The sequence below is a fragment of the Aminipila sp. genome, assembly GCF_032051575.1.
GTDB lineage: Bacteria > Bacillota > Clostridia > Peptostreptococcales > Anaerovoracaceae > Aminipila.
In genome coordinates this window covers 305452-330958 of record NZ_DAMBYD010000001.1, presented here as the reverse complement: position 1 = coordinate 330958, position 25507 = coordinate 305452, and the positions used below count along the sequence as shown (strand labels likewise).

Here is a 25507-nt window from a genome sequence, read left to right as displayed (position 1 = left end):
ATTTGTTATCGTGCTCTATTTTCTAAATACCAATTATATGTTTTTTCAAGTCCCTCACGCAATTCTGTTTTATAGCTCCAGCCTAATTTTTGCATTTTACTTACATCAAGAACTTTTCTGTACATTCCATCAGGCTTTTCTGTATTAAACCAAATTTCTCCAGTGTAACCAACTACTTCTTTAATGGTTTCTGCAATTTCTCGGACGGTATAGTCTTTTCCAAGCCCTATATTTATAAACTCAGGTTTATCATAAGTACACATAAAATAAATAGTTGCTTCTGCCATATCATCCACAAACATAAGCTCTCTATACTGATTACCTGTACCCCAAACTTCAATTTGAGGTGCTCCCGACAGCTTTGCTTCATGCATTTTACCGATCAAAGATGCAACTATATGTGCATTTTCAAGGTTAAAATTATCATTTATGCCATATAAATTGGGGGGCATAACACTAATAAATTTAGCTCCATATTGCCTGTTATAGTATTCACAGGCTTTAAGCCCTGCAATCTTGGCTAATGCATAGCCTTCATTGGTGGGTTCAAGCAACCCTGTAAGTAAATATTCTTCTTTTAACGGTTGAGGCGCTTTGGTAGGATAAATACAAGAACTGCCTAAAAACATAAGCTTCTCTACTTTATTTTCAAATGCAGCTTTTAATATATTGTTTTGTATCAGCAGATTGTCCATTAGAAACTCTACGGGATATTTTACGTTAGCTCCAATTCCACCAACCTTAGCGGCAGCAAGGAAAACATAATCAGGTTTTTCTTGTAAAAAAAATGCTTCAACTCTTTCCTGTCTGGTAAGGTCTAGTTCCTCATGGGTTCTTAGGATTAAATTTGTATATCCCTGAGCTTTAAGATTTCTAACTATTGCAGAACCAACAAGTCCCCTATGACCTGCTACATATATCTTTGAATTTTTCTTCATTTTTGTACACCCTAATCGAACGCTTTTCTTATATGTTCCTCTTTCCTAACATATTTCATATCTGCTTCTGCCATTTCACTTACTAGCTGTTCAAACTTTGTCTGGGTTGGATTCCATCCAAGCTGTTTTTTTGCTTTTGAAGGATCTCCTAAAAGCTGTTCTACTTCTGTAGGCCTAAAATACTTAGGGTCAACTTCTATCAAAATATTTCCGGTTTTAATGTCAATACCTCTTTCTTCTATTCCTTCTCCCTGCCATTCCAAATGAATCCCTACTGCTTTAAAGGCTAAATCACAAAATTCTCTTACTGTGTGCATCTCGCCTGTGGCAATGACAAAATCATCTGGTTTTTCATGCTGTAATATTCTCCACATACATTCCACATAATCCTTTGCATGGCCCCAGTCTCTTTTGGCATTTAAGTTCCCCAAATATAGTTTCTTTTGCTTACCTTGCTTAATTCTTGCCGCCGCAAGGGTAATTTTCCTTGTTACAAAGGTTTCACCTCTTCTTGGAGATTCATGATTAAACAAAATACCATTTGATGCAAACATCTCATAGGCTTCACGGTAATTTCTTGTGATCCAAAAGGCATACATTTTTGCCACACCATATGGGCTCATTGGATAAAAGGGTGTGTTTTCATTCTGCGGTACTTCCTGAACCTTTCCAAACAGTTCTGAGGTAGAGGCTTGATAAATTCTTGTATGCTTTTCCATTTCCAGCAGCCTTATGGATTCAAGTAATCTTAAAGTGCCTATTCCATCTGCATTTGCTGTATATTCAGGTACTTCAAAAGAGACTTTAACATGGGATTGTGCCGCAAGATTGTATATTTCATCAGGCTTCACTTTTTGTATAATGGAAACAAGATTCGTTGAATCCGTCATATCCCCATAATGAAGCTTTAGCTTTCTTTCCTTATGCATATCTTCAATTAATTCATCTATATATAAATGTTCTATTCTGTCAGTATTAAAAGAGGAGCTTCTTCGAAGAATTCCATGTACATCATATCCCTTTTCAAGCAAAAGTTCTGCCAGGTATGATCCATCTTGTCCTGTTATTCCTGTTATCAATGCAACTTTATTCATTTCATAGCCTTTCCAGTTTTACACTTTTACCATTACCACTCTAATTCAAGTCTTATTATATCTTCTTCTATAAGCTGGTCTCCCATTTGCACTTCAATTATTTCCAATTCTTGTATAGCCTTAATGCCATGTTTCATCTTAGGTTCAATAACAATTACATCGCCGCACTTCACTTCATAGATTTTATCTTCAAGGTATAATTCTCCAAATCCACCAACTATTGTCCAGACTTCTTTTCTATGATTATGGTATTGATAGCTTATCTGCTTTCCAGTATGTATATGAAGCCGCTTTGTCAGAACCTCCTGCCCTTCAGAAGACTGTCCATGTTCTAACACTATGTATTTGCCCCAGCGGCGTTCTTCACACATAGGCCTGCCCATTGTTATTCCTGAAAATTCTTTAAGCCTGTAAGTTTCCCCTTTATTTGCAACCAATATGCCGTCATGACTTGCTACAACCACGCTATCCTGAATTCCCATTGCAATAACTGGAACATCAAGCTCATTGATAATATGCGTATTCGTACATAAGCAGTCAATTGTCGCATTACCTATGGTGGCTTCTCCCAGTTCCTCTGTAAGAGTTTCCCATGTTCCTAGGTCTTTCCACTGGCCTTGATATTTTATTACTTTAATATTTTCTGCTTTTTCAACGACCTCATAGTCAAAGCTAGTTTTCTTTAGGTTCTTAAAAGATTTTTGTAAATTATTAAACGAAAAATCTGTCGTGCCATATTTCTCTTTTAAAATGTCAAACACATACCCAAGTTTAAGTCCAAATACTCCACAGTTCCAAAGGGCGCCATTTTGTATTAATTGTTCTGCTGTTTTTAGTTCAGGTTTCTCTTTAAAGTATGCTACGTTAAATTCTTGATTTTTATTATGTGATTGGGTTTTCAAATTGTGATTGCTGTTATCTTGTCGTTTAGGCACAATATACCCATACTTTTCTGACGGTTTTACAGGTACAGCTCCCAAAAGTACCAGTTCAACGTCATTAGAATCTAATACTTTCGAAATGTCTTCTAGTTTTTCAAAATATTCATTTTCTACGTAAGAATCTATTGGAAGGACAACTACATTTTCATCTGGTCTTATCTTTTTTTCACTATATAAATATGAGCATGCCAATGCTATGGCAGGGAAAGTATCTCTTCTGTCAGGTTCCACTATTAAGTTTACCTCTGTTCCAAGTTGAGATATAATCTGTTCTCTTTGTGTAATTCCCGCAACTACGGACACCGAGTCCCATCCTCCAACCTCTTTAAGCTGTCTATATACTCTCTGAACCATAGACTCTTTTCTTCCATCTATTCCGTCAAGTATCTTTAAAAACTGTTTTGAGCGTACATGGTTTGACAAAGGCCAAAGCCTTTGTCCCGAGCCTCCGGATAACATAATCAAATGCATAATAAATCACCTATTTTTCGTCCTTAGTATTGTTTATATATCGACATTTTACCACAAATCATAATAGAATTAGTACAAGTGTCAATATTAAAAATAATCCTCCAACTAATCTGGAGGATTATTGAGATTAAATTGTGTTTAGAGCAATAAATTTGCCATATTATCTAAATTAATATCCTTAAACTGTAATCTAAATTCATCTAATAAAGGAACGATCTTTGAATTATGCGCCATAGACCTTGAACTTAAAACTGTTATTCTAATTAACTCTTCAATACTAAAATTCTCATCCGTATTTGTAGTCAAAGCAAACTTAAAAATACAAAAACAGATAATGAATGTATAATAATTATCAAAAATATCTTTACTGGTATCACAAAATGGCATACACATATTAGTAAAGTTTAATATAAGCACATTTTCCAAAAAATACTCTTTATCCGCTATAAAATCCAAATAAAGCTTCTCACATGTTGCATAAGCAGCTTTATCATAATCAGTAGATATCGTAAAATTCTTTACTTGATTCACTTCTTCAACTTTTCCTACATCTACCCCTATATTTTTTTGTCCTTTTTCTAGTATGCTTTTGCAAGATTTTTCTTGATAAAATATAAGTGTCATATAACTTAGACAATGAATTACTCTATTTTCTTTATTTATTTCTATACTGTTTAATTGTTGTTTTATTTTTCCACAGCTATTTTCGGATAAAAACATATCCACAAACTGTGGAATAATCTCTACATTACCTTCATTTTCGATATCTCTTAACAACTCCATGGCCATCCCTGTAATAAAAAGCCGTTCTTCAATTGAATAGCTCCGATCACTTAGTATCTCTATTACCAAGTATTTTATATCAATCCAATAATTTAAAATAGGACGGTCTTTATATATGTTTGACGGAAAATCTTTACCACTTCGCCCATATGAATTTCTAATCTCCGCTAAGTTATTATTTGACTGAGTAAATCCAAGTGCTTCCCTGTTTTCCAAAAGCATTTCAACTACTTTTTCACAACCTGATGAAATAGAAAACTCAAAGTAATCCTTATATTCCATCAGCAAGCGTGGGTATACTTTGCAAGTTTGTGATAAATAATTATAATTAGTTGTTAATTGAATTCTACATAAATTTTGCTCAGAAAGAAATGGACATGCATCCTCTATCGTATTTTTCAGTTTCATATACTTTTGAGTTCCATTGCACTTTACAAAATGTTTTTCCATTTGGTGAAAAGATTTTTTTAAAGCCTTAGACTTGTATATTTTTTCGCATTCATTCTTACTCCAAATTATATCCCATCCAGCACGACAGCAGTTTTGTTTACATTTTGATTCAATGCAGGCGAATTCATCATATATATTTACTTTAAAAACGGCATAGTTATTATCCATTTATTCCTCCCTACTATTTCAAGCATTCATTATATTATCTATACTATTACATCCAACCTTCCGCCCAATCCATTATCCTCTGTAGGCATTCCTTCAACATCGCTGGTATCTGCTTTTGTTACCGTTGTGGTGGTACCCCCTGAAACATATGCTTTCCCACATTCAGGGCATATAGCAGTGTGCAGCACCACAGATTGAGACAGCACTTCTCTATCGTCCCTCTCTGCCTTAGCCTGATTTCGAACTACGTGTTCCTGCTCATGGCTCATAACTGCAGATGCGGCATTACTGGGCGAAATCTTAGTAGGAGTTTGATAGGAAACTCCGGAGTCGTCTGAAACATCTTGATATTTTCTATTTTTACAAGTCTCACATTCACCATTGTCAATTTTTTTACTTTGTGCAGCCTGCTCCGTAGGGTTTGTCATATCTACATCCTGATCTACAGAAGAATTTGCAGAATGATTCATACTAAACTGCCCTTTATTTTGACTGGTCTTATCTTCGGCATTGTACTGATTCTGATAATTTCCATAACCCTGCCCATAATTAAGACTTTTATAACTATTACCTGCTGAATTCGCATTTAATGCAATCGAACTAATACTCATGACGCCCTCCTTTCAATTCTCTACTTAGATTGAAGATTCAAGAAAAACACATAAATTTCCACAACTGCTCTGTATACTTCCTCTGGAATTTGTGCTCCTAATTCCAACTGGGAGAGTACTGTGGCTAAAGAGGTATCCTCATATACTGGCACATCTGATTGATTTGCCACCTCTACAATCTTTTCAGCCATGTGTCCCAGCCCCGAGGCTACAATTATTGGTGCAGTACCCTGACTTTCATCATATTTTAAAGCAACTGCTTTTTTAGACCCATTATACTGTGACATTTACCATGTTCCTCCCTTCAAAGAGCTTTGGGAATACATCAGAAATAGGTTTTGGCTGAACACACTTATCTGCCATATAAGACCTGAATTTCAAATCGTTTCTCTGTACAATAGTAAATATACCGTCTTTAATCTGACTCTTCATTGGTTCTAAATGTTCAGGATAAAATAGCTGCATATCTACTTTACTATTCTGAACCAGCATAATCATCTCAAAAAATCCTAAATCCTTTATATCAAATTTTACCAAAAGCTTAACAGCATTTCCACCTTCATTATTATTTCTTTCATTGCTGTCAGGATCTACCCATACTTCAGAAAACATTTGTTTTCCATTGTAATCTGCAGGAATCATCATATGCAGCAAAGGCATATACACGCTTTCATTTAAAAGCGCTGACTGCAATATATTCTGAAATACTTGTGTATTCTGATATCCTGCTTGTCCATCTAATCCTTTGGTTAATACGGTAACCAATTGATCCTGCAGCACTTTTGCATGATCACCCGGTATGTTGGCGAAAATACCATCTACCAATTCAGCCACCATACTATTAGAAACCTTTGAAGCCACCTCTGGTATGCCTAGTAAAGAGTTTAAGGCATCGGAAAATGCTTCTTTACTCCCCATCTCATATCTAGTAAAATTTAGAATAAATAAACTTATATTGTCTCTGACACTACCATAATCCTTAGTTTGAGATATATACTTAGCTAAAAGTGGAATAATATTTTCTCTCATATTCGCAAGGTTTTCAGCTACGTTTCCTTTGCCTGACGTGGTGTCCAAGGTTGAAACCAATTCCCTTAATTGTTCTGCTGAAGATTTCATCATTCTATCTGCGATATTGTTTAGATTCGACATAATGTTTTCTAGGCTATGGCTGTTTGCTGTAATTGCATCGTATCTTTTTAGAAAATCTAAAATCAATGACTTGGCATCCGTAGAAATATTTTTATTACTCATTAAATTTCTTAGAACATCGAAAAAATCTCCAGTGAATTTTACTGAAGAACTTTGCATTCCCTTAAGTAACGCTAATAGTTCCGTATCATTTACCTTCATCATTTCCAGATATTTGCCCATTTCAGCAGCAATTCCTTCTCCCATCCCAGCGTTAACAATGCTGCCATATCTAGTAAAGAATAATTTCGCCGCCTCCATTGACATGCCTGGAGTATTGGCTAGTTTCTGCAAAAATGCGTCAAAATTGGACTTCAAGTTTGGAGAAAATTTATTTGTCTCTTGGTCATTATATAATCCTTTTGAATCGGTTTTTGGAACACGATTCGGATTGATAACATTATTAATATTTGTACTGGCTGGCTCCTGAGTGTTTGATCGTACCCTGGTGGCCGGGTCCTGCCCTGTAAGTGGCGTTGTTACTCTAAGTATATCTGCTGCCATACGCTAATTCCTCTTTTTATCTTTGTCATTATTTCTTATGCTATAAACTAAGGCAAACACTTCTGCAATAGCTGTATAGTAGGCATAAGGAATTTCCATTTTAACCTCTGCAGTGGCATAAATAGCCCTTGCCAGCGGCCTATCTTCTATAATATAAACTCCAGCCTTTTCGGCCACAGCTACAATTCGGAGTGCCAGTTCATCCTGCCCCTTTGCAACAACCACAGGGGCCCGGTCTGTTTCTGTATCATACTTAAGAGCTACAGCAAAATGGGTCGGGTTTCTTATAACCACATCCGCAGTAGGTACGGCCTGCATCATTCTTGCAGTAGCCATTTCACGCTGTTTCTGTTTGATTTTACCCTTAATCTGAGGGTCGCCTTCCATTTGCTTAAATTCTTCCTTAATTTCCTGCTTACTCATCTTGATTTTACGTTCATATTCCCATCGCTGGTATAGATAGTCAAGGCCTGCAACAAAAATAAAGATTATACTTACCATATAGACCATCTTTACAACCGCATCAAGCAAATATATGGAAGATTGAAGTGGTTCAACAAACAACATTTTAGCAATCTCTGTGAATCTGGCATAAATAAATTTATATAAAATAACTGTAATGATCGTTATTTTTATCAAATTCTTGACTAATTCAACACTACTGCGTATGGAAAACATTCTTTTAATTCCGTTTATGGGATTAAATTTATCTAAAGTAGGCTTTAGTGACTCTGATGCAAACAGAAACCTCGTCTGTGCGCCTGTTGAAATAATTGGTATTACTGCACTAATGATCAATACTGGTACAATAGCGATTACTAAAAGTTTTACAACCTCACCTACCAAACTATTGATTGTACTATCCGTAAAGACATCTATGGTTGCCACCTCTCCCATTATAAATATAATAAAGCGCTTAGCCGCCCCATATATATATGGAAAAATCATTTTCAGCACTGAAAAAACAACAAGTAAAGATACTAAACTTGTAATGTCCTTACTTTGGGGAACATTACCCTTTTTTCGCTCATCTTTACGTTTTTTCGGCGTGGCTTTTTCTGTTTTAGAATCTGACAAGCCTCATCACCCCATTAATTTTGCTATCTGAATAATAGCATTAAATAAGTCTTCAATCATCCCCTCTACAAAAGACATGGTCGGCGTAAAGATTATAATTAAAAATATGAATCCAACAAATATCTTTGCCTGTATATTTATCATAATCACATTGATTTGTGGAATATTTCTCATCAATATTCCAAATCCCATTTCTATGAAAAATTGAAGCGCTACCATAGGCATTGCAAGCTTAAGCCCTAAAACTGTGCACTGACAGAATACCGAAATCATGCTGGCTGCCACATCACTTCCCAGTAAAACATGACCATAAGGAATAACCTTTTCTAAATCTAAAAATAACTTAAACAAAGTTAGATGACCATTTACCGTAAAAAACATAAACATAAACAATATGTTATAAAATGTTGCATTTAGTGACATGGAAACATTACTAGCCGGGTCGTATACTTTTGACATAGATAAGCCCATCTGCATGTCAATAATTTCACCACCAAGTATAATAATATATGAAAAAAGGCTTACAACGAAGCCTATAACAAAGCCAACGCAGAATTCCTTTAATGCAAGCATAATATATTCTACAGTGGAATTAATTACGCCAATGGTTGAAATATCTGAATAAGAGTATATAAGAATTGCAAGCATCAAAGACATGCCCACTTTCAAAACTTGTGGAACATTTCTTCTGCCTAATATGGGATTAAATGCAATGCACCCTGCCATTCTCATAAAAATCAATCCAAAGGCTATTAAATTGTCAATTCCTAAAAGTTGCTGCATGTTTTATAACTCCAGCATAGTAGCAAAAATGGCTTTCGTAAAATCTACCATCGTTGCCATAATCCACGAACCTGACATAACTAAAATGATACCAATTATAAAAAGTTTTGGTACAAAAGTAATAGTCTGTTCCTGAATGGACGTAGCAGCTTGAAATATGGCAATGACAAGGCCCACGGCCATACTAATTAAAAGTATTGGTGCGGAAACCTTAGCAGCTACCATTACAGCTGTCTGCAACATATCAAAAATTGGTGTATATGATTCCATTTTTGCCCCCGTCTAAAAAATAACTCGTCAGTTAAAACTGCTCACCAGAGTGCTGAAAAGCAGCGACCATCCATTTACAACTACAAATAACAGTAGCTTAAACGGCGTAGAAATCATCGAAGGCGGCAGCATAACCATACCCATTGACATAAGTACACTGGCCACAATGATATCGATTACTAAGAAAGGTATATAAAGTAAAAATCCCATAAGAAAAGCACGGCTAAGTTCACTAGTCATAAATGCTGGAATTACTATATGCATAGGAATCTCCATTAAATTCTTAGGTCTCTTCATATCTGCAAAATTTAAAAATACATTCAAAGAATCTATTTTGGTCTGTTTTAGCATGAATTTCTTCAGTGGTACAGACGCGTTGTCTATGGCCTGTTGCTGGGTTATCAAATCTGATTTATAAGGCTCATATGCATTTTGATTTATATCTGATATAACAGGCTGCATTATAAATAAAGATAAAAATAGTGCAATACCGATAATAACAGTATTTGGCGGTGTCTGCTGAAGACCTAAAGCATTTCGCAAAAGCGAAAGGACTATGACTATTCTTGTGAAACAAGTCATCATAATCAATATAGACGGCAGCAGAGCAATCAGCGTCAAGAGCGTTAATATCTCCAGTGTTTGCATGCCTGTTCCGTTTATTGAAAGAATTGAATCAGTCATTTAACTATACCTTATTTCCTTAATGACCTATCCCAATTTGTGAAACAAATTGTTGGAAGGTCAGATGCTAAAAAATCATAAATTTTAATTTATAGATTTTTATCGTACTAATTATCTTTTTTGTTCATGTGCTTTTGTAATGCACTCTTAAAAGATACAACTTGCTGAAGCGGTGTCGACTGAACGCCAGCTTCCATTTCGATTAATTCATCTCCCGAAAGTTCTTTTAAAATCTGAACATTTTGGGAAGTAACGCCTGTCAAATAATAGCTGTCACCTATTTGAACAATCATCATCATTTTATCCTGTCCCAGCATCATTCTGTCTACCACACGCATATATCTGGTGCCGCTCATCTTACTAGCACCTAAAGCTACATACTTACTAAATATGTAGCTTAAATAGATGACAGCAACCACTGCCAATAATGCCAGTATTAATGGTATAATAGTACCTAAAATTCTAATCACTCCTTAGACGACTAAGCCTGTGGTAAAACCGCAGATACAGTCTTTAATATTCTATCTGGCTTAAATGGTTTAACGATAAAGTCCTTCGCGCCAAGCTTGATAGCTTCTATAACCATTGCTTCCTGACCCATTGCGGAACACATAACTACCTTAGCATCAGGGTGTTTTGCTGTAATAGCCTTTAGAGCTTCCAGTCCATCCATATTTGGCATAGTAATATCCATAATTACTAAATCTGGTTTGATTTCCTCGTACTTTTCAACAGCCTGAGCTCCATCTCCAGCTTCATATAAATCTGTATAACCATTCTTTGACAGAGTGTCTTTAATCATCATACGCATAAATGCAGCATCATCAACTAACAAAATCTTTGCCATTTCTTTACCTCTTTCTTTTATCAAGCACTTTAAAATACTATAGCTTCTTATTTATTTTACTTATTTTATATCTACAGGCTGTTTATTATATCAGCCTTTTTGATTACTTCAGTGATTCTCACACCAAAGTTATCATCAACTACTACAACATCGCCTTTGGCGATACATTGACCATTAACATATACATCAACCTGATCCCCTGCTAATTTATCCAAAACTACTAAAGAACCTTGTCCAAATTCCAGTATTTCTTTGACAAGCTTCTTAGTCCTTCCAATTTCAACGGAGACCTGAAGTGGAACTTTCATGATTAAATCAAGATTCGTTCCTGCTTCAGCAGGTGTAATTTCAAAATTCTGCTGTATAGGCTGCACATTAATTAATCTAGGATCTCTAGAATATTGTGGTTGTGCGTACATTTGCTGTGGATACCCTTGCATTGGCATACCTTGCATCGGCATTCCTTGCGGCTGCATCTGTTGCTGTGGTACAGCCTGCGCTGGAGCTGTCGGATTGACTGCTGCATTTGCTGCCCCGGCTATCATTTTATTTATATCTTCTTGAGACAATTCACCCTGCCCTGGGGCCTCTGGACTAGTCTGCACAGACTCTGTTACAGGCTTTGCTTCAGAACTATCATCGCCATCCATAAATCCAAATGATGATATTAGTTTTTTGCATAAATCCACTGATAGCATTGTGATAAACTTACTGGAAAAAGTATCTTCAATTTCAATGTTAAAATATACTTCTACCATAGGTTCATCCGTTTTAAAATACTTCTGCTTAAACGCATCTGGATCTTCTACTTCAAATGCTACAGGTGTGGATATATTCACCATAGTTCCTATAACATCCGCTAATGCAGTTGCCGATGCACCCATCATCTGATTCATAAGTTCACAGACAGCGCTTAGCGAAAGTTCATCCAACTCAAAATTTTCTTCCTCAATTTCTGTATACATAAGTATTTCCAGAATTTTTCTGACGTCATCTTTTCTAAGCAACATCAGGTTGTTTCCATCAAGCCCGGTTACATATGTAATTTCAACTCCAACTGCAGGCTCTACTTCACTTATTTCAAAGTCTTCATAGTCCCTAACTTTTACATTAGGAGTTGTAATGGTAACCTTTCTCCCTAGCATATCTGACATGGCAGTTGCTGAAGATCCTAAACTTATATTTAGTATTTCACCAATGCCATCTATCTCCATGGGGGTAAAATAATTATTATTATCGCTCATATATCACCTCTGCTATTACCGGGTTATTGTTGTTCCGGTTATCTTAACTGCAACACTGCCCTTCTTTTCTCCAAGACGGCCTTTATACCATGGTTTATCCTCTATGTATATGGCCACCTCTGAGTCTTTCGGCTTTCTTAAATTTATAACATCCCCAGGCTTTAAGGAATACACATCTTCTAGTAAGATACTTGCTTCTCCTAAAAATGCGCGGAGTTCCAACTGGGAATCCTTTAGGCTGTCTAGGATTTCTTCTCTGGAAAAATCATCCTGATGCTCTCTCTTTCTTCCAGAAATATTAGCCTGGTCTGCAAGCTTAAACACATCCTCCATGATTCCACCGGGAATGCAGATATTGAAAGTTCCTGTAGTACCTTTTATTTCCATGTTTAGAACAACAATTACTACAATTTCATCTGCCTGAATACTTTGAATCAATCTAGGATTCGTTTCTATTTTATCAAATTTGAAAGCCACATCAAAATAGCTTTGCCATGATTCCTCCATTATAGGCAGTAAATGAACCATAACATTTTCAAAAAGTGATATCTCTATGTCTGTAAAGCCGCCATCAGCTTCAAGGCTGTCAGCTTCTCCTGTTCCTCCTATCATTCTATCGATAAGCGCATATATTACAGAGTTGCTCATTTGAATCATCAGCGCTTCTGAATCACCTTTTCCATTGTTTACTGATCCATCTACCATGGCTACTATATCATTCTCTGATAAAGCATTGTTAAATTCAAAATACTTTTGCTCTTCTATATCCACCATCTCAACCTGGCAGGAAAGACGTAACATACTGGTTAAATATGATGACATTACTCTTGCAAAATTCTCATACACACTAAATACTAGCTTTAGTCGATCTCTTGTGAATTTTTTAGGAGTCTTAAAGTCATATTTTTTTATTTTCCTGGTTTCTTCTTCCTCAATTAGCTTTTCTTCCTCAGCTACCGCTTCTGGAGAACTTAGAGAATTGAGCAAGGCGTCAATTTGACTTTGTGATAATACGTCAGCCATCTAAATCTCCTATTTTTTATAACTTTAGACCTCTTCTTCTGTCACTGGATTCTCAGGTTTTGAATTCTGATCTTGTTTTTGCTCAGTGCTTTCTTCTGAGCTTTTATCAATCTTGTCATAAACCTCATCCAAAGTATATTTTGTTGCATCGTTTTTAGCTATATAAATTTCGACACGTCTATTTTTTGCTCGATCTGCTTCTGTTACGAAGGAAGCAATAGGGTAATGCTGCCCATAGCCCATTGAAAACAGTTTTTTACCATCCACTAAATTTTTAGTTTCTATATAGACCAAAACCTGCGTGGCTCTATTTGATGACAAGAAGCGATCGCCCTCTATGGGATTGGGCTTATTGGGATCTGCCTGGTTGGTGTGTCCCATCACTCGGATTTCGCCAACCTGATCCGCTACTGGTGTAATAGCACTACAAAGCACATCAAGAATGTCTTTTCCCTCTTGCCTTAATACATAGCTGTCTCCATTAAAGAAAATATTATTTCTAAATATAATAAAAGTAAAATCTTTACCTTTTTTAACTTCAATGCTGTCTTGCAGATTATTGTCTTCTACAAATTTCTTCATAGACCAATAGATTTGATCAAAGCTTTTCTCGTCTGTCATTAGGCCCCCAGCTTTTTGTCCAACAGCTTGTTCTCCATTTTGCTCACCAGGATCCTCTTGGATCAGTTGGCTTATATTTTCTGCAGCTGCAGGATTAAAACTTTTCACAACCATTACCCATTTCTCAGCATTTACAGTAGAAATAGAAAACAGCAACACGAAAAAGCATAATAGAAGCGTTACCATATCTCCATAAGTGTCCATCCAGTTATTTTTAGGAGCTTCATGCTTCTTTTTTTCTGCCATACTATCCTCCTTTCACTGCTCCGCTAAAAAGCGTAATATATGTAAATCCTTTTTATTGAGCTGATTCAGCTAAATCCGCTTTTTCTGCCTCTGATAAATAGGAAATTAATTTCTCTTTAATAAACTTTGGATTTTCTCCTGATTGTATGGATAAAATACCTTCTACAATCATCTGTTTACATAACATCTCTTCCGCATGCCTCACCTTAAGTTTATTTGCAATAGGGAAGAATACTACATTGGCAAATAGTGAACCATAAAAAGTAGTAATAAGTGCTGTAGACATGGCAGGTCCAATATCGCCTGCACCTCCGCCTTCTATATTAAGCCCTTTAAGCATATTAACCAATCCTATCAATGTACCTATCATACCAAAAGCGGGGCAAGTACCTGCAGCAAGCTCATAAAATCCAAAAGCTCGAGCATGCCTTTCATCCAAATAATTGAGTTCCTCTTCCATCAACTGCTTCACCTTATCTGAATCAATAGCATCTACAATTAAAAGGACACTATCCTTCAAAAAAACATCTTCTATTTCTTCAGCTCTTGCTTCTAGTGAAAGTAATCCATTTTTTCTCGCAGATTGGGCTAAATCTACTATTAACTCAATATAAAATTTAGGGTCATATTTTTTCCCACCTATGGCAATTTTCATATGCTTAGGAATGGCCTTTAATATCTCACCCGGTGCACCTGCAACCATAACCGCAAGGGTTCCTCCGATAGTAATCGCCAAACTCTGTGGGTCAATGAAATTGCCCAATTTTCCAAAACCTATTCCAAAAACAATAAGTCCAAATCCTGATATTATTCCTAATATAGTAGCTATATCCATTTGTTTCTCCTATGTAGATACACTAAAGATTATCTTCCGACTCTGCCATTTCTGCCAAACGTCGTTTCGCCTTTAAGTAGCTTTCTTTATCTGCTACATTTGCATTAAATTCAATAATTTGATTAATTATTTCATCAAAGGACTCTTTAACCAAGTAATAATCTTTATTCTCTAGAACCACCTTTGACTCGGGTATTGACTCAATAATTTGAATCTGTGTCTGATTTAACAGAAACTCAACTCCGTTTAGTCTTGTTAGTTTTATCATCTTATCCCACTCACTTCACTATATTGCATGGAGGAGCCCTTTAGCCCCTCCATGTCTTATTTGACTATCTTTTCAGATTAACTAATTCTTCAAGCATGGTATCAGTTACTGTAATAATTCTTGTATTTGCCTGGAAACCTCTCTGTGTAGTAATCATATCTGTAAATTCTTTCGATAAATCTACATTTGACATTTCTAAGCATCCGGATTCTATAGTACCTGTAGAATTCTGTCCAGATGGATTTACTGTTATAGTACCCGTATTTGCCTTTGCCGTGTAGTATGAATTTTCCCCTCTTTCAAGAGCATTTGGGTTTGGCACGTTGGCCATAGCAATCTTACCAATTAAGATTGATTTATCTTGGTCGTTGGTTCCTACTATGCTTCCATCCTTACCAATTGTAATGTTCTTTAATGCCATGGGCTCATACGCGTCTGCGTCAGCGTTCTTACTAGGTATTTTAAGAGCAGTAGCTGCATCCATATTTAATGAATATTTACTTGTAGCAGAATCATATTTACTTGCAAAACCATATACCATTCTACCATTGGAATCCACTAGATTTCCTGATCCATCAAAGTTGAATATGCCCACTCTTGTAAGACTTAGTGCAGAAACGTCCGTTTGATTTACTTCCCCTAATTTTCCAGCTTCTGTTGAAACTTTAAGCCCCGTCACTCCATCTTTTTCAGTGGGTTTAGAACCTACAAGAAAAAAGCCATTTCCTACAACCATGCAGTCTGTCGGATTATCTGTAGTAGCCGTTCCTCCTCCAGTCATAAGAGAATCTATTGAACCTATCTTCGATCCATAACCTAGCTGTGAAGGATTTGTACCCCCATATTTATCTCCTGCATTACCCGCACCAGATGAAGTTGAATAAAATACATCTCTAAAAGTTGCTCTTGCAGCCTTGTATCCATATGTATTAACATTGGCAATATTATTGCCTATAACGTCCATCTTAGCTTGATGAGCACGAAGCCCCGCTACTGCAGCAAACATCGATTTAACCATCTATTTTCTCCTTCCAGAACCGCGACGAGATATATCAGTCCACATATCTCATAACCTCCATAAATGGTCCAGTTATTTTTTCACGGTCTTATTAAATTGTTTATTTACGATTTACAGTATCACTGCGCTGTCTATGTTTGTAAACACATTGTCTCTCATTTCACTGCCAGTCATGGTTGTAACCACCGTTTTATTTGGCACGTTTACGATAAATGCATTCATTGAATCAAATATAACCACATCCTTAGCTCCTTTTGCATCTGCCTTTTTAACTGCTGCATTTAGGTCATCCATCAGTTCTGGTGTTAATTCAATCCCTCTTTGTGTAACTCTCTCCTGAGCATGCTTTGAGAACTGCAGCCCCTGATTTTTATCTATGCCACTATTTTTATCAAGCTGTTCTTTTAAGAGAGTTCCAAAATCTGCGCCTATTGGTGTAGTACCTGTATTGCGATTTAAACTATTAACGTTGTTTACGCTTTTTGCCCCTACCAATTGATTAATATTCTGATAGTTATTCCCTACCTTAATATCAGCCATTTTCAGCACCTCCCTATTTTATTTTATTCTGTCTTAGCAGGATCAGTCCCAGGCTCTTCTTTTTTAGCAGGATCAGTACTAGTACTATCTTTTTGAGGCACATCCCCAACAATCATTATTTGTTTTAGAGAAAACTTTTTGTCTCCAATATAGATTATTGGTTCTCCTTCAAACAAAGTAACACCTGTGACAACACCTTTTGTGGTAATTAGCTTATCTGTAGTTTTTCCATCTGAGCCCTTGCTCGTTTCAATTGATGCGACAGTTACGTTTTTTCCCATCAAAGAAGTTGCATATGAAGTATTATTCATCGCATACATATCTTCCTGCATGGAAACCATGTCATTTACAGCCTGTATCTGTGAATACTGTGCCATCTGACTCATCATTTCTGAATTATCCATGGTATTGTTCATATCTTGATTTTTAAGCTGTGCAACCAAAAGATTCAGCCAGTCCATAGTTTGCAGGTTAAAATCAGCTTTTGCTGAAGTACTTTTACTTTTATCCGTTGTAAGAGATTTTAATGAAGATAAAATCTTATCATTAATTGTAGCATCTGCCAAACTTATTCCTCCTTTCTATACTGCCTCTTCTAAATCATCCGCTAGACCCAGTCTCAGCCTATCAATAAATGAGATATCTCCAGCCAGTTTCTTTTCCTTCTGTTGTTGCTGTTGATTCTGCTGGTTATTGCTTTGTTCTTGGAAATTATCTCTGTCAAACTGTCCATCACTGTTCTCTGCCTGTTTTAGATTAATGGTGCTGTCCATTCCTGTATTTGACTCTAATATTCCTCGTAACGCATCCGCCTGCATTGAAAGCAATTGATGTGCTTTTGAATTAGATGTACTTAATATCAATTCTGCACTGCCGTTTTGGAATATCATTTTCACATTGACTTTTCCCAAATCCTTTGGATTCAGTTCTAAATCAAATTCTTGTTTTCCATCACTAAGCTTGTACATAATTTTATCTGCCAACTGTTTAGCCATATCCGCCTGGTTTGTATCAATAGGTGCCTCAGCAACCTTAATATTAACCTTAGATAAATCTAAACTGTTGGTTTTGGCAAGTACATTTTCCTCTGGCATATCCATTTGTTCTAATTTTGGATCATCTGTTTCAACCTCTGAAGTCTGCAAATTTGCTGACTCAGTCTGAGCACCTTCCTGTACTTTCTCGCCTTTCACCTGATTGGCATTTGTCAAAGTGTCTGCAAAATTCTGCATTTGGTTTTCTTGACTGTCACTTTGTGCAGATTTAAGCATAGCTGATTTGACTAAATCAACATTATTCTGGAAAGGTAATTTAATTTCACTCTCTACTGTTTCCTCAGCTTTGCCAAGAACCTCAGCTAAATTGGATTCTGGTTTTTCCACAACTACTCCAAGTAATGCATTGTTAACCACTTCACTCTGCATCTGCTGTAGGGCATCACACGTGGTCATCTGGGTATTCACTGTTATCATATTGGGCTGCTGAATCTGAGCCGCTGCTAACACTTGGGCCTCCTTTGTGACATCCATGTTCTGATTGTCTTGTGCAGAATTCACATCTTTCTCTGGATATTCCTTTGAATCTGTTTTTTGCTGTGCCTTATTTGATGTAACTTTGTTTGTCGAACTGCTTGTGCCTGCATCATTTGTGGTACTTTGGTTTCTGTCAAAGGCCTTATCCATTTCCTTTTTAAAAGAATTACTTGCGCCATTTTTGGAGCTTACAAACTGAGTGCTTCCTGTTTTTGCAGTTGTATTACTGCCTGCTGATGTTTGAAAACACACTCCTGCGTTCATTTAAGGACCTCCTTTCTTATAAAATTGTTTACGATGAAAATCTACAAATTAAAATTTGTGATTTTCTAGCATCTGACCTTCCATCAATTTGCTTGACAAATTGGAATAGGTCATAAAAAGTACTTTTTAACTATTGAATACAGTTAAAATTAAATATATATCAAGTCGCTATTTACGACTAGATAACTGATTGGATACAAATTCCTCAGTTGCCAGTTCTTCTTTCTTGGTTTCTTCTTTTCTATATTCTTCAAACCTTTTTTCCCGAAGTTTCTCTATAGACATAACATCAGTCTTTGCAACAATTAATTCTTTTCTCCGCCTGTGTTCTATCTTCTTTAACCCCTTCAGTTTGTCTTCTTCATTTTTTATGTTATTCTCTAATATTTTTATATATACTTTGTAGCCCTGATGCTCTAATATTGTTATGCCCTGGCTGTTCTTATAATTAAGTTCCCTGTTTATTTCGGCAAGCTCTTTCTTTATGCTCAATAAAATATCGTTTTGTTTATTCACATCAGATACAGCCTTGGCATACTTTGCCTTCGCTTCATCCAACGTAATATTTCTATATTTTTCCACAGATTTTAAAGAAAATTTAAACTTCGCCATATTATTCTATTTTATACCTTTTTCCCCTTTTTTTCAACGATTATTCCAAAATTCTGGTCATTGCCTCTAACATATCATCGTAGTTGAAAAATTCTGTAGTCTTCTGTTTTAAGAAATTATTGATGGCGTCAATTCTAGCCACTGCATTGTCTAATTTCGCGTTGGCACCTGATTTATAAGCTCCAATTGATATTAAATCCGCATTTTCTTCATATACAGCTAGCAAATCCCTTATTTTAGATGCCATAGCCTTATGGTTTTCATCTACAATAGCAGCCATCAATCTGGAAATACTGCCGCTTACCTCAATTGCAGGAAAATGATTTCTAGCTGCAAGTTTTCTTGACAATATAATATGTCCATCTAAAATACCTCTTACAGTATCGGCTATAGGCTCATTTGTATCATCACCTTCAACCAAAACAGTATATATACCTGTTATAGAACCATTCTCGAAATTCCCACTTCTTTCAAGCAGTTTAGGCATCTCTGCATAGATTGATGGGGTATATCCTCTAGCCACTGGCGGCTCTCCTACTGCCAATCCAATTTCTCTTTGTGCCATGGCAAATCTAGTTAACGAATCCATCATCAGCAGCACATCCTTACCCTGGTCTTTAAAATATTCTGCAATTGCTGTTGCCACAATAGGGCACTTAGCCCTTTGTACTGCTGGCTGGTCTGAAGTAGCAACCACAAGTACAGATCTCGCCATTCCCTCTGGTCCTAAGTCTCTTTCTATAAATTCTTTAACTTCTCTGCCTCTTTCGCCTACCAATGCAATTACATTTATATCAGCCGAAGCTTGTTTGGCAATCATCCCCAAAAGTGTACTTTTACCAACACCGCTTCCTGCAAATATACCAATTCTCTGGCCCTTACCTATAGTAAGGAATCCGTCTATCGCCTTAATTCCAAAATCAACTCTATCAACTATAGCGGGCCTGCTTAACGGATTTATATAATTATTTTCTACGCTATACAAGGCAGAATGATCAACAGGACCCATTCCATCAATAGGTTCTCCCATTGCATTAATCGTTCTGCCGCATAAAAACTCTCCAACTGGAATTCTCAGTCTTTTCTTTGTACTTCTTACAAAGTCACCTGATCCCATTCCTTCAATAAAATCATATGGCATTAATATGGTTTTATCGCCTCTAAAGCCTACCACCTCAGACATAACTTTTCGTTTTCCGTCTTTTGAGGTTATAACATTTATGTCTCCAATGCTTGCTTTTATGCCTGAAGCTTCAATACTCATACCAACTATATTTTCTATTTTGCCAATATGTTCGAAGGTTTCCGAGTTTTTTATAAGCTCTGACAATTCTTTTAAATACAAGCCTTTTTCCCCCTATATTTTGTTATCGCTAGCAATTTGCCTGATATTGTCCAGCTGTGTACCTACACTAGCGTCTACTATTTGATCTGGGGACTCAATTATACACGTCCCTGAAGGTTCATCTTCCATTACAACAACTTTAACATTTGCAGAAATTTGATTTAAGGCATCAATCAAGTCCTTTTCAAGATTCATCGCAATTGCTTTATCTTCATGGGAAATATAGACCTTTGCCCACTGCTTATCTCTGCAATCCTCTGCAGCTGCAACTATCATTTTAGCAACTACATCTTTACTAGATTTCAAGCTAATCTTTATTACCTTTTCAGCTACGTTAATGGCCAAATCAGTTAATTGATTTATATTATTTTGTAAAATTTCATTTTTACTTTCATTAAACTCTTGAATAGATAATTCAAGTTCTCCTCTAAAGGCTTCAGCCTCTTGAATCATACCTTCATTAACCGCATTCTCTGCAGCTATAAAGCCCTCATTCTGTCCCTTTTCAAACCCTTCAGCAAACCCCTTTTCAGAGGCGGCTGCCAAAGTGTGTTCAACCTTTTCATCTATGATTTTTTGAGCACGCTGCTGAGATTCTTGTAAAATCTTTTGCGCTTCAGACCTTGCATTTTCCAAAATTTCCTCAGCTTGCTGCTTCGCTTGCTCCAGAATCTCACTCCTGTTTATTTCTTGAATCTGTTCATCGGGCTCATTAGTTTCCTCTATGTTTTCCAAAGGATTTTCTAGGTCTTCTGAAATGCTGTCCGGCGGTATAACATCTCCTAATATAAGTGCTTCATTAATATCATATGGCTTAACCTCTTGTTCAGCCTCATCATCAAAAGAATCAAGATAGAAGTTTGACGGCATTATATCATCTGCTTCGTAGGTTTCTCCATCAAAGATATTTTTCTCATTAAAGCACTTCATTTCATAATCTTCGCTTTCATTTAGCATGCTTTCCTCTGGTGACTGGTTGTTTATCTGCTTCAGAGCATTGTTAAAAGCCGCAATTTTATTAAGCGAGTCATATCCATCATGAAATTCTTCATTAAGCAAGCTTTTATCTACTAGTAACGGCTCTTCGTCTTTATGTATAATCTTTTCACCTAGAATGCTTGCTACAAGCTTTTTTTTGTCGTCATCTATCTCTGTAATATCATTTTCGATTTTACCATGGCTAGAAAATTCCGGCGTATATCCATAAATCGTCTTCAGGCCGTTTTTAAGCTTTAAGTCTTCACTCTTCTGCTCTTCCATAGCTGCTTTTTTAAATTCAGACATAGCATCTTCAACAGCCTTTTGAGCCTCACTGGCTTCGGAATGTTTTTCATTGCTTTGTATTTTTGCAAGCTCTATGGCTTCGGCTAAACGCCTTTCCGCCTTTTCCAGAGAGGTCTGAACTTGTAAACCTTCATAGGTTTTACGCAATTATCTCATCCTTTCCGCCCTTATTGATCATAAGCCTTCCTTCTTCTTCCAGACGTCTTATAACCGCAACAATCTTTTGCTGTGCTTCTTCTACATCCTTTAAGCGAACATTATATGTGAATTCCAACTCACTCTTAACAGTTTCGGCCATACGGCTTGACATATTTGAGAAAATCATATTGGACACTTCTTGCGTAGAACCCTTTAAAGCATAAACAATATCTTGCGTCTCAACTTCACGTAAGAATTCTTGTATGCCTCTGTCATCAAGTAATGTAATGTCTTCAAATACAAACATCCTGTTTCTAATGTCGTCAGCAAGCTTAATGTCTTTCTTACTTAATTCATCAAATATGTATTTTTCGTTACTTCTGTCAATATTGTTCATTACTTCAGCAATGTAATCTACACCGCCAACCTGTGCAAAATCCATAGATAGTACAGAGGCAAACTTTTTCTCCAATATATTTTCAACAATCTTAATCGTTTCCGGAGACGCACTATCCATTCTTGCAATACACTCTACAACTTTTACTTGCTTATCCTTTGGAAGTTCAGTTATTATTTCTGATGCCTGTTCGGATTTTGCATAAGATAGAATAAGTGCAATGGTCTGAGGCCTTTCATGTTGTATAATTGCAAAAAGATTCTTACTGTCCGTCTTTCTGATAAACTCAAAAGCTCTTGTTTTTAGATTTCTAGTAACCCTCTCCAATAAGGTGGTCGCCGTCTGCGGCCCAAAAGCTTTCTCAAGTACCGTCTTAGCGTAATCCACCCCACCCTCAGTAATAACTTTCTGAGTTAAACAAAGCTTATAGAAGTCATCCATTGCCGCTTCTGTTTGGTTCGGTGAAACGTGATTAAGTTTTGCTATTTCCAAGGTGAGGATTTCCAAATCCTCCTCACCAAGAAATTTGTATATTTTAGAGGCTCTCTCAGCTCCAAGTGAAATAACTACAGCTGCTGCCTTTTGCTGAGGTGTCAAACCGCTCACGTCTTTACTCATTCTCCTCTTCTCCTCTTAACCAAGTCTTAAGCAATTGAGCTGATATTTCTGGATTGATATCCGTAAAGTCCTGAATCTGGCTCTTAAGTTCCTCTTCCCTTGTTTTCCCAAGTTCATCAAGGCGTATCAATTCTTCAGGAGCCTGGATACGATTTGCTTCCTCTGCTGCCAATTCTTGTACTCTCTTCTTCAGCTTAGCCTTCTTAATAACAACCATAATTACGGCAATTAAGGCAATTATTAACGCTAACACAGCTGGTATTATAATCTTTAACAGTGGATTTGCGTCAAGTATAGCCGTAATTCCAGTCAATTGTTCTGGCTCTGTCTTGTAGAACTCAGCATTAAAAATAGCAACCTTAGTGTCTGCAAGTTCTGGGTCAATACCAGCAGTCATAGCGATGGTCTGCCTCATTTCGCCAGCTTTTGCCGGAGTTAAACTTGCACTATCAACCGCTACTGATATGGTCATATCTGTCATTTCGCCAGCATCACTTTGAACCTGTTCTTTAACCTGGCTTACTAGATATTCTAACGCCCTGTCATCTTTAAAGTAAATATCATTTCCATCTGTAGTAACACCAGGATATACTGGAATATCTGCATTGGTTTCAGTTCCTGGTACGCCTGTTGTCACCTTTCCTTGTCCTTGTACTTCATATGTTGATGTAGACTTTGACAGAACACCCTTGTTATCCTGTGAAGGAATATATTCTATAATTTCTTTAATCTTTTTATCGATATCAACTGAACATTTTACACTTACTCGAATATTCTCTTTACCGAATACTGGCTGGAATAATTCTAAAATCTTTCCTTTAGTGCTACTTTCGATTTGTTTTTCAATGTTAAGCTTTAACGCTGTAGCACCTTCTTGCGAATTATCCTCGCTGGAACTTACCTCTTCACCATTGCCATCAATAACCGCTACATTTTCGATTTTCATTCCTGGCACGCCCTTTGCCACCAGTCTCTGAATACCTTTAACCTGTTTTTTACTTGGTGAGCCGCCATCTTCCATGGTCACTGTAACTGATGCAGAAGATTCTTTTACATCCTCCTGCAAAGCATATTTTTGTTCATCTGCCATGGCTATGGCAACAGTGGCGTTTTCAACACCGTCAAACTGCTTTATTGTTTCAGCCATCCGGCTTTCTAATTCAAATTGTGCATATTTATACTTTTCAAAATCTGTAGCCAGTAAGCTGACATTATCTTTGAAAATATCATATGTAAATCCGCTTTTAGGGTAGCCTTCCGCAGCTAAAGCTACTTTGACTTTGTCAACCATTTCTTCTGGAACCAAAATTGTTCCATCTTTATGCTCATACTGGATAGCCTGTTCCTCTAGTACGCCAATTATCTTTGTGGCTTCTGCTTCATCAAGTCCTGTATAGAGTACCGAATAATTAGTCGTATTAAGTGCAAGAGCTAATGCAAATGCAATTACAATTACTAAAATCGTTACAATTGCAATAATAATTTTAGCCTTTTTGCTTAACTTAGCGTTAATGGCTACCAGCTTTTCTCTTATTTGTGTAAATAGTTCTCCTAAACGTTCTCGCAATTTCCTGCCACCTTATCCTACATTACACACTCATACGCATGATTTCGCTGTATGAATCAAGTGCTTTATTTCTTAGTTCAACCAATAGGTCTATTGATAGCTGAGCCTTTGCGATGTCAATGCTGTACTGATGTAAATTATCACTCTGTCCTGTTGCAAGCATTTCTGCATCCACATTTACCTGCTTATCTGTACTGATAACATCTTTCACTGCATCTTCAAACACGGATTTAAACGGAACTTGTGCACCTTGCGCTGCCCCAGTATCATTTCCCTCAGTTACGCCATTTGCTGCCTTATTGTTTCCATCAATTTTATTTATCTGGCTTATATTCGCAATATTATTAATTGCCTGCATGGGATCTATAAACATATGATTATTACCTCCAATTAAATTTCTTCACACGCTAGCTAAAGTTATCTGCCAATATCCAGTGCCTTCTGTGCCATAAGTTTTACTGCATTTAAAACCGTAACATTTGCCTGATATGATCTTGTGGCTGACATACTGTCCATGGTCTCTTCCAGCATGTTTACATTTGGAAGTTTAACATACCCATTTGCGTCCGCATCCGGATGATCTGGATTGTATTCCGTTTTAAGATCGCTCTGATCTTCTACAATGTCGCTGACCCTCACTCCTGGTGAGTAGTCCCTTCTAACCAATCTGCCGTTGGCACCTCTTTCGACAATTGCATTGTTGAGGGAATCCTTAAAAGAAACATCTCCCGCTTTGTCTTCAAAAACAACCATCTTTCTTCTATAAGGTCCCCCGGATTCAGTTCTTGTTGTGTCAATATTTGAAACATTTTCTGAAATAATATCAAGTCTTTGCCTTTGTGCTGTTAATGCTGAAGCACTTATATTCATGGAACTTAAAAATGACAATATACATACCACCTTTCTGGTTTTTTCTGAATTCTGTCATCCGTGACATCTAATATAACGTAATATAAACTTGCTTCCCTACATAATTTACATTTTTTTGCACCCTTCCAAAAAAATGGGTATCATCAACCCATTTTTTAGCCTACGTAAATTATATATTATTCGGCAGTTTTTGCAACTATTTTGCGTCATAAAAGATAAAATATTGTAGAAAAATGTACCCTTTTCTGTAGCCCTTACCAAATGCATGCAAAA

Annotated in this window: 29 protein-coding genes; all 29 read right to left on the bottom strand. The window is 36.6% G+C overall.

All coding sequences use genetic code 11. From position 1 onward, the window contains the following. Window positions 1-5 precede the first annotated feature (5 nt). The 29 genes from RTW14_RS01580 to flgC all read right to left on the bottom strand — a co-directional run bounded on the left by RTW14_RS01580 (window position 6) and on the right by flgC (window position 25252). Window positions 6-938 carry a GDP-L-fucose synthase family protein gene (locus RTW14_RS01580; protein WP_312647683.1) on the bottom strand — a complete coding sequence of 311 codons (933 nt, stop codon included), beginning with the start codon at window positions 936-938 and terminating at the stop codon, window positions 6-8. 11 nt (window positions 939-949) lie between these two features. Then, entirely contained in the window at window positions 950-2032 is a 1083-nt protein-coding gene (gene gmd / locus RTW14_RS01575; protein WP_312647681.1) for a GDP-mannose 4,6-dehydratase, read from the bottom strand. A 32-nt stretch (window positions 2033-2064) separates the two neighbouring features. Further along, entirely contained in the window at window positions 2065-3444 is a 1380-nt protein-coding gene (locus RTW14_RS01570) for a sugar phosphate nucleotidyltransferase (protein ID WP_312647680.1), read from the bottom strand. A gap of 138 nt (window positions 3445-3582) precedes the next feature. After that, a complete protein-coding gene (gene fliB, locus RTW14_RS01565; protein WP_312647679.1) occupies window positions 3583-4845 on the bottom strand; it encodes a flagellin lysine-N-methylase in 1263 nt (420 codons plus the stop codon). A 38-nt stretch (window positions 4846-4883) separates the two neighbouring features. After that, entirely contained in the window at window positions 4884-5456 is a 573-nt protein-coding gene (locus RTW14_RS01560; RefSeq protein WP_312647677.1) for a hypothetical protein, read from the bottom strand. A 20-nt stretch (window positions 5457-5476) separates the two neighbouring features. Continuing rightward, window positions 5477-5743, bottom strand: coding sequence for an EscU/YscU/HrcU family type III secretion system export apparatus switch protein (locus tag RTW14_RS01555; protein ID WP_312647675.1), 267 nt, complete (start codon window positions 5741-5743; stop codon window positions 5477-5479). Continuing rightward, window positions 5730-7151: a hypothetical protein gene (locus RTW14_RS01550; RefSeq protein WP_312647674.1), complete on the bottom strand. Its 1422-nt coding sequence runs from the start codon at window positions 7149-7151 to the stop codon at window positions 5730-5732. Before RTW14_RS01550 ends, RTW14_RS01555 begins: the two co-directional genes overlap by 14 nt. Window positions 7152-7154: 3 nt before the next feature. Then, window positions 7155-8228, bottom strand: a complete 1074-nt coding sequence (gene flhB / locus RTW14_RS01545) for a flagellar biosynthesis protein FlhB (protein WP_312647673.1) — start codon at window positions 8226-8228, stop codon at window positions 7155-7157. 6 nt (window positions 8229-8234) lie between these two features. After that, entirely contained in the window at window positions 8235-9011 is a 777-nt protein-coding gene (locus tag RTW14_RS01540) for a flagellar biosynthetic protein FliR (protein ID WP_312647671.1), read from the bottom strand. A gap of 3 nt (window positions 9012-9014) precedes the next feature. Next, the gene (locus RTW14_RS01535; RefSeq protein WP_312647669.1) at window positions 9015-9281 is read right to left on the bottom strand and encodes a flagellar biosynthetic protein FliQ; all 267 of its coding nucleotides are present in this window, start codon (window positions 9279-9281) and stop codon (window positions 9015-9017) included. 27 nt (window positions 9282-9308) lie between these two features. Beyond that, window positions 9309-9965 carry a flagellar type III secretion system pore protein FliP gene (fliP, locus tag RTW14_RS01530; RefSeq protein WP_312647667.1) on the bottom strand — a complete coding sequence of 219 codons (657 nt, stop codon included), beginning with the start codon at window positions 9963-9965 and terminating at the stop codon, window positions 9309-9311. 107 nt (window positions 9966-10072) lie between these two features. Next, window positions 10073-10435 (bottom strand): flagellar biosynthetic protein FliO, encoded by a 363-nt coding sequence (fliO, locus tag RTW14_RS01525; protein ID WP_312647665.1) that lies wholly within the window; start codon window positions 10433-10435, stop codon window positions 10073-10075. An 11-nt stretch (window positions 10436-10446) separates the two neighbouring features. Beyond that, on the bottom strand, window positions 10447-10812 hold the full coding sequence (locus RTW14_RS01520; RefSeq protein ID WP_312647663.1) for a response regulator: 366 nt from the start codon (window positions 10810-10812) through the stop codon (window positions 10447-10449). A gap of 71 nt (window positions 10813-10883) precedes the next feature. Then, window positions 10884-12056: a flagellar motor switch phosphatase FliY gene (gene fliY, locus RTW14_RS01515; RefSeq protein ID WP_312647660.1), complete on the bottom strand. Its 1173-nt coding sequence runs from the start codon at window positions 12054-12056 to the stop codon at window positions 10884-10886. A 15-nt stretch (window positions 12057-12071) separates the two neighbouring features. Beyond that, entirely contained in the window at window positions 12072-13079 is a 1008-nt protein-coding gene (fliM, locus tag RTW14_RS01510; protein WP_312647659.1) for a flagellar motor switch protein FliM, read from the bottom strand. Window positions 13080-13103: 24 nt separating this feature from the next. Continuing rightward, window positions 13104-13946, bottom strand: a complete 843-nt coding sequence (locus tag RTW14_RS01505; protein ID WP_312647658.1) for a flagellar motor protein MotB — start codon at window positions 13944-13946, stop codon at window positions 13104-13106. A 52-nt stretch (window positions 13947-13998) separates the two neighbouring features. Continuing rightward, entirely contained in the window at window positions 13999-14781 is a 783-nt protein-coding gene (locus RTW14_RS01500; RefSeq protein ID WP_312647656.1) for a motility protein A, read from the bottom strand. A 22-nt stretch (window positions 14782-14803) separates the two neighbouring features. Then, entirely contained in the window at window positions 14804-15049 is a 246-nt protein-coding gene (locus tag RTW14_RS01495; RefSeq protein ID WP_312647654.1) for a flagellar FlbD family protein, read from the bottom strand. Between the two features lie 64 nt (window positions 15050-15113). After that, a complete protein-coding gene (locus tag RTW14_RS01490; protein ID WP_312647653.1) occupies window positions 15114-16067 on the bottom strand; it encodes a flagellar hook-basal body complex protein in 954 nt (317 codons plus the stop codon). 111 nt (window positions 16068-16178) lie between these two features. Beyond that, window positions 16179-16607, bottom strand: coding sequence for a TIGR02530 family flagellar biosynthesis protein (locus tag RTW14_RS01485; RefSeq protein WP_312647651.1), 429 nt, complete (start codon window positions 16605-16607; stop codon window positions 16179-16181). A 23-nt stretch (window positions 16608-16630) separates the two neighbouring features. After that, window positions 16631-17173 (bottom strand): flagellar hook capping FlgD N-terminal domain-containing protein, encoded by a 543-nt coding sequence (locus RTW14_RS01480; RefSeq protein ID WP_312647650.1) that lies wholly within the window; start codon window positions 17171-17173, stop codon window positions 16631-16633. A gap of 15 nt (window positions 17174-17188) precedes the next feature. Beyond that, window positions 17189-18403 (bottom strand): flagellar hook-length control protein FliK, encoded by a 1215-nt coding sequence (locus tag RTW14_RS01475; protein ID WP_312647648.1) that lies wholly within the window; start codon window positions 18401-18403, stop codon window positions 17189-17191. Window positions 18404-18571: 168 nt separating this feature from the next. Continuing rightward, window positions 18572-19015, bottom strand: a complete 444-nt coding sequence (gene fliJ / locus RTW14_RS01470) for a flagellar export protein FliJ (protein ID WP_312647647.1) — start codon at window positions 19013-19015, stop codon at window positions 18572-18574. Between the two features lie 40 nt (window positions 19016-19055). Then, window positions 19056-20360, bottom strand: coding sequence for a flagellar protein export ATPase FliI (fliI, locus tag RTW14_RS01465; protein ID WP_312647645.1), 1305 nt, complete (start codon window positions 20358-20360; stop codon window positions 19056-19058). Between the two features lie 12 nt (window positions 20361-20372). Then, window positions 20373-21791, bottom strand: a complete 1419-nt coding sequence (locus RTW14_RS01460) for a FliH/SctL family protein (RefSeq protein WP_312647644.1) — start codon at window positions 21789-21791, stop codon at window positions 20373-20375. Beyond that, the gene (gene fliG, locus RTW14_RS01455; protein ID WP_312647643.1) at window positions 21784-22797 is read right to left on the bottom strand and encodes a flagellar motor switch protein FliG; all 1014 of its coding nucleotides are present in this window, start codon (window positions 22795-22797) and stop codon (window positions 21784-21786) included. The genes RTW14_RS01460 and fliG overlap by 8 nt, the downstream gene beginning before the upstream one ends. Then, on the bottom strand, window positions 22790-24364 hold the full coding sequence (gene fliF / locus RTW14_RS01450) for a flagellar basal-body MS-ring/collar protein FliF (protein ID WP_312647641.1): 1575 nt from the start codon (window positions 24362-24364) through the stop codon (window positions 22790-22792). Before fliF ends, fliG begins: the two co-directional genes overlap by 8 nt. 22 nt (window positions 24365-24386) lie before the next feature. Continuing rightward, a complete protein-coding gene (gene fliE, locus RTW14_RS01445; protein ID WP_312647640.1) occupies window positions 24387-24737 on the bottom strand; it encodes a flagellar hook-basal body complex protein FliE in 351 nt (116 codons plus the stop codon). A 44-nt stretch (window positions 24738-24781) separates the two neighbouring features. Further along, the gene (flgC, locus tag RTW14_RS01440; RefSeq protein WP_312647639.1) at window positions 24782-25252 is read right to left on the bottom strand and encodes a flagellar basal body rod protein FlgC; all 471 of its coding nucleotides are present in this window, start codon (window positions 25250-25252) and stop codon (window positions 24782-24784) included. Window positions 25253-25507 lie beyond the last annotated feature (255 nt).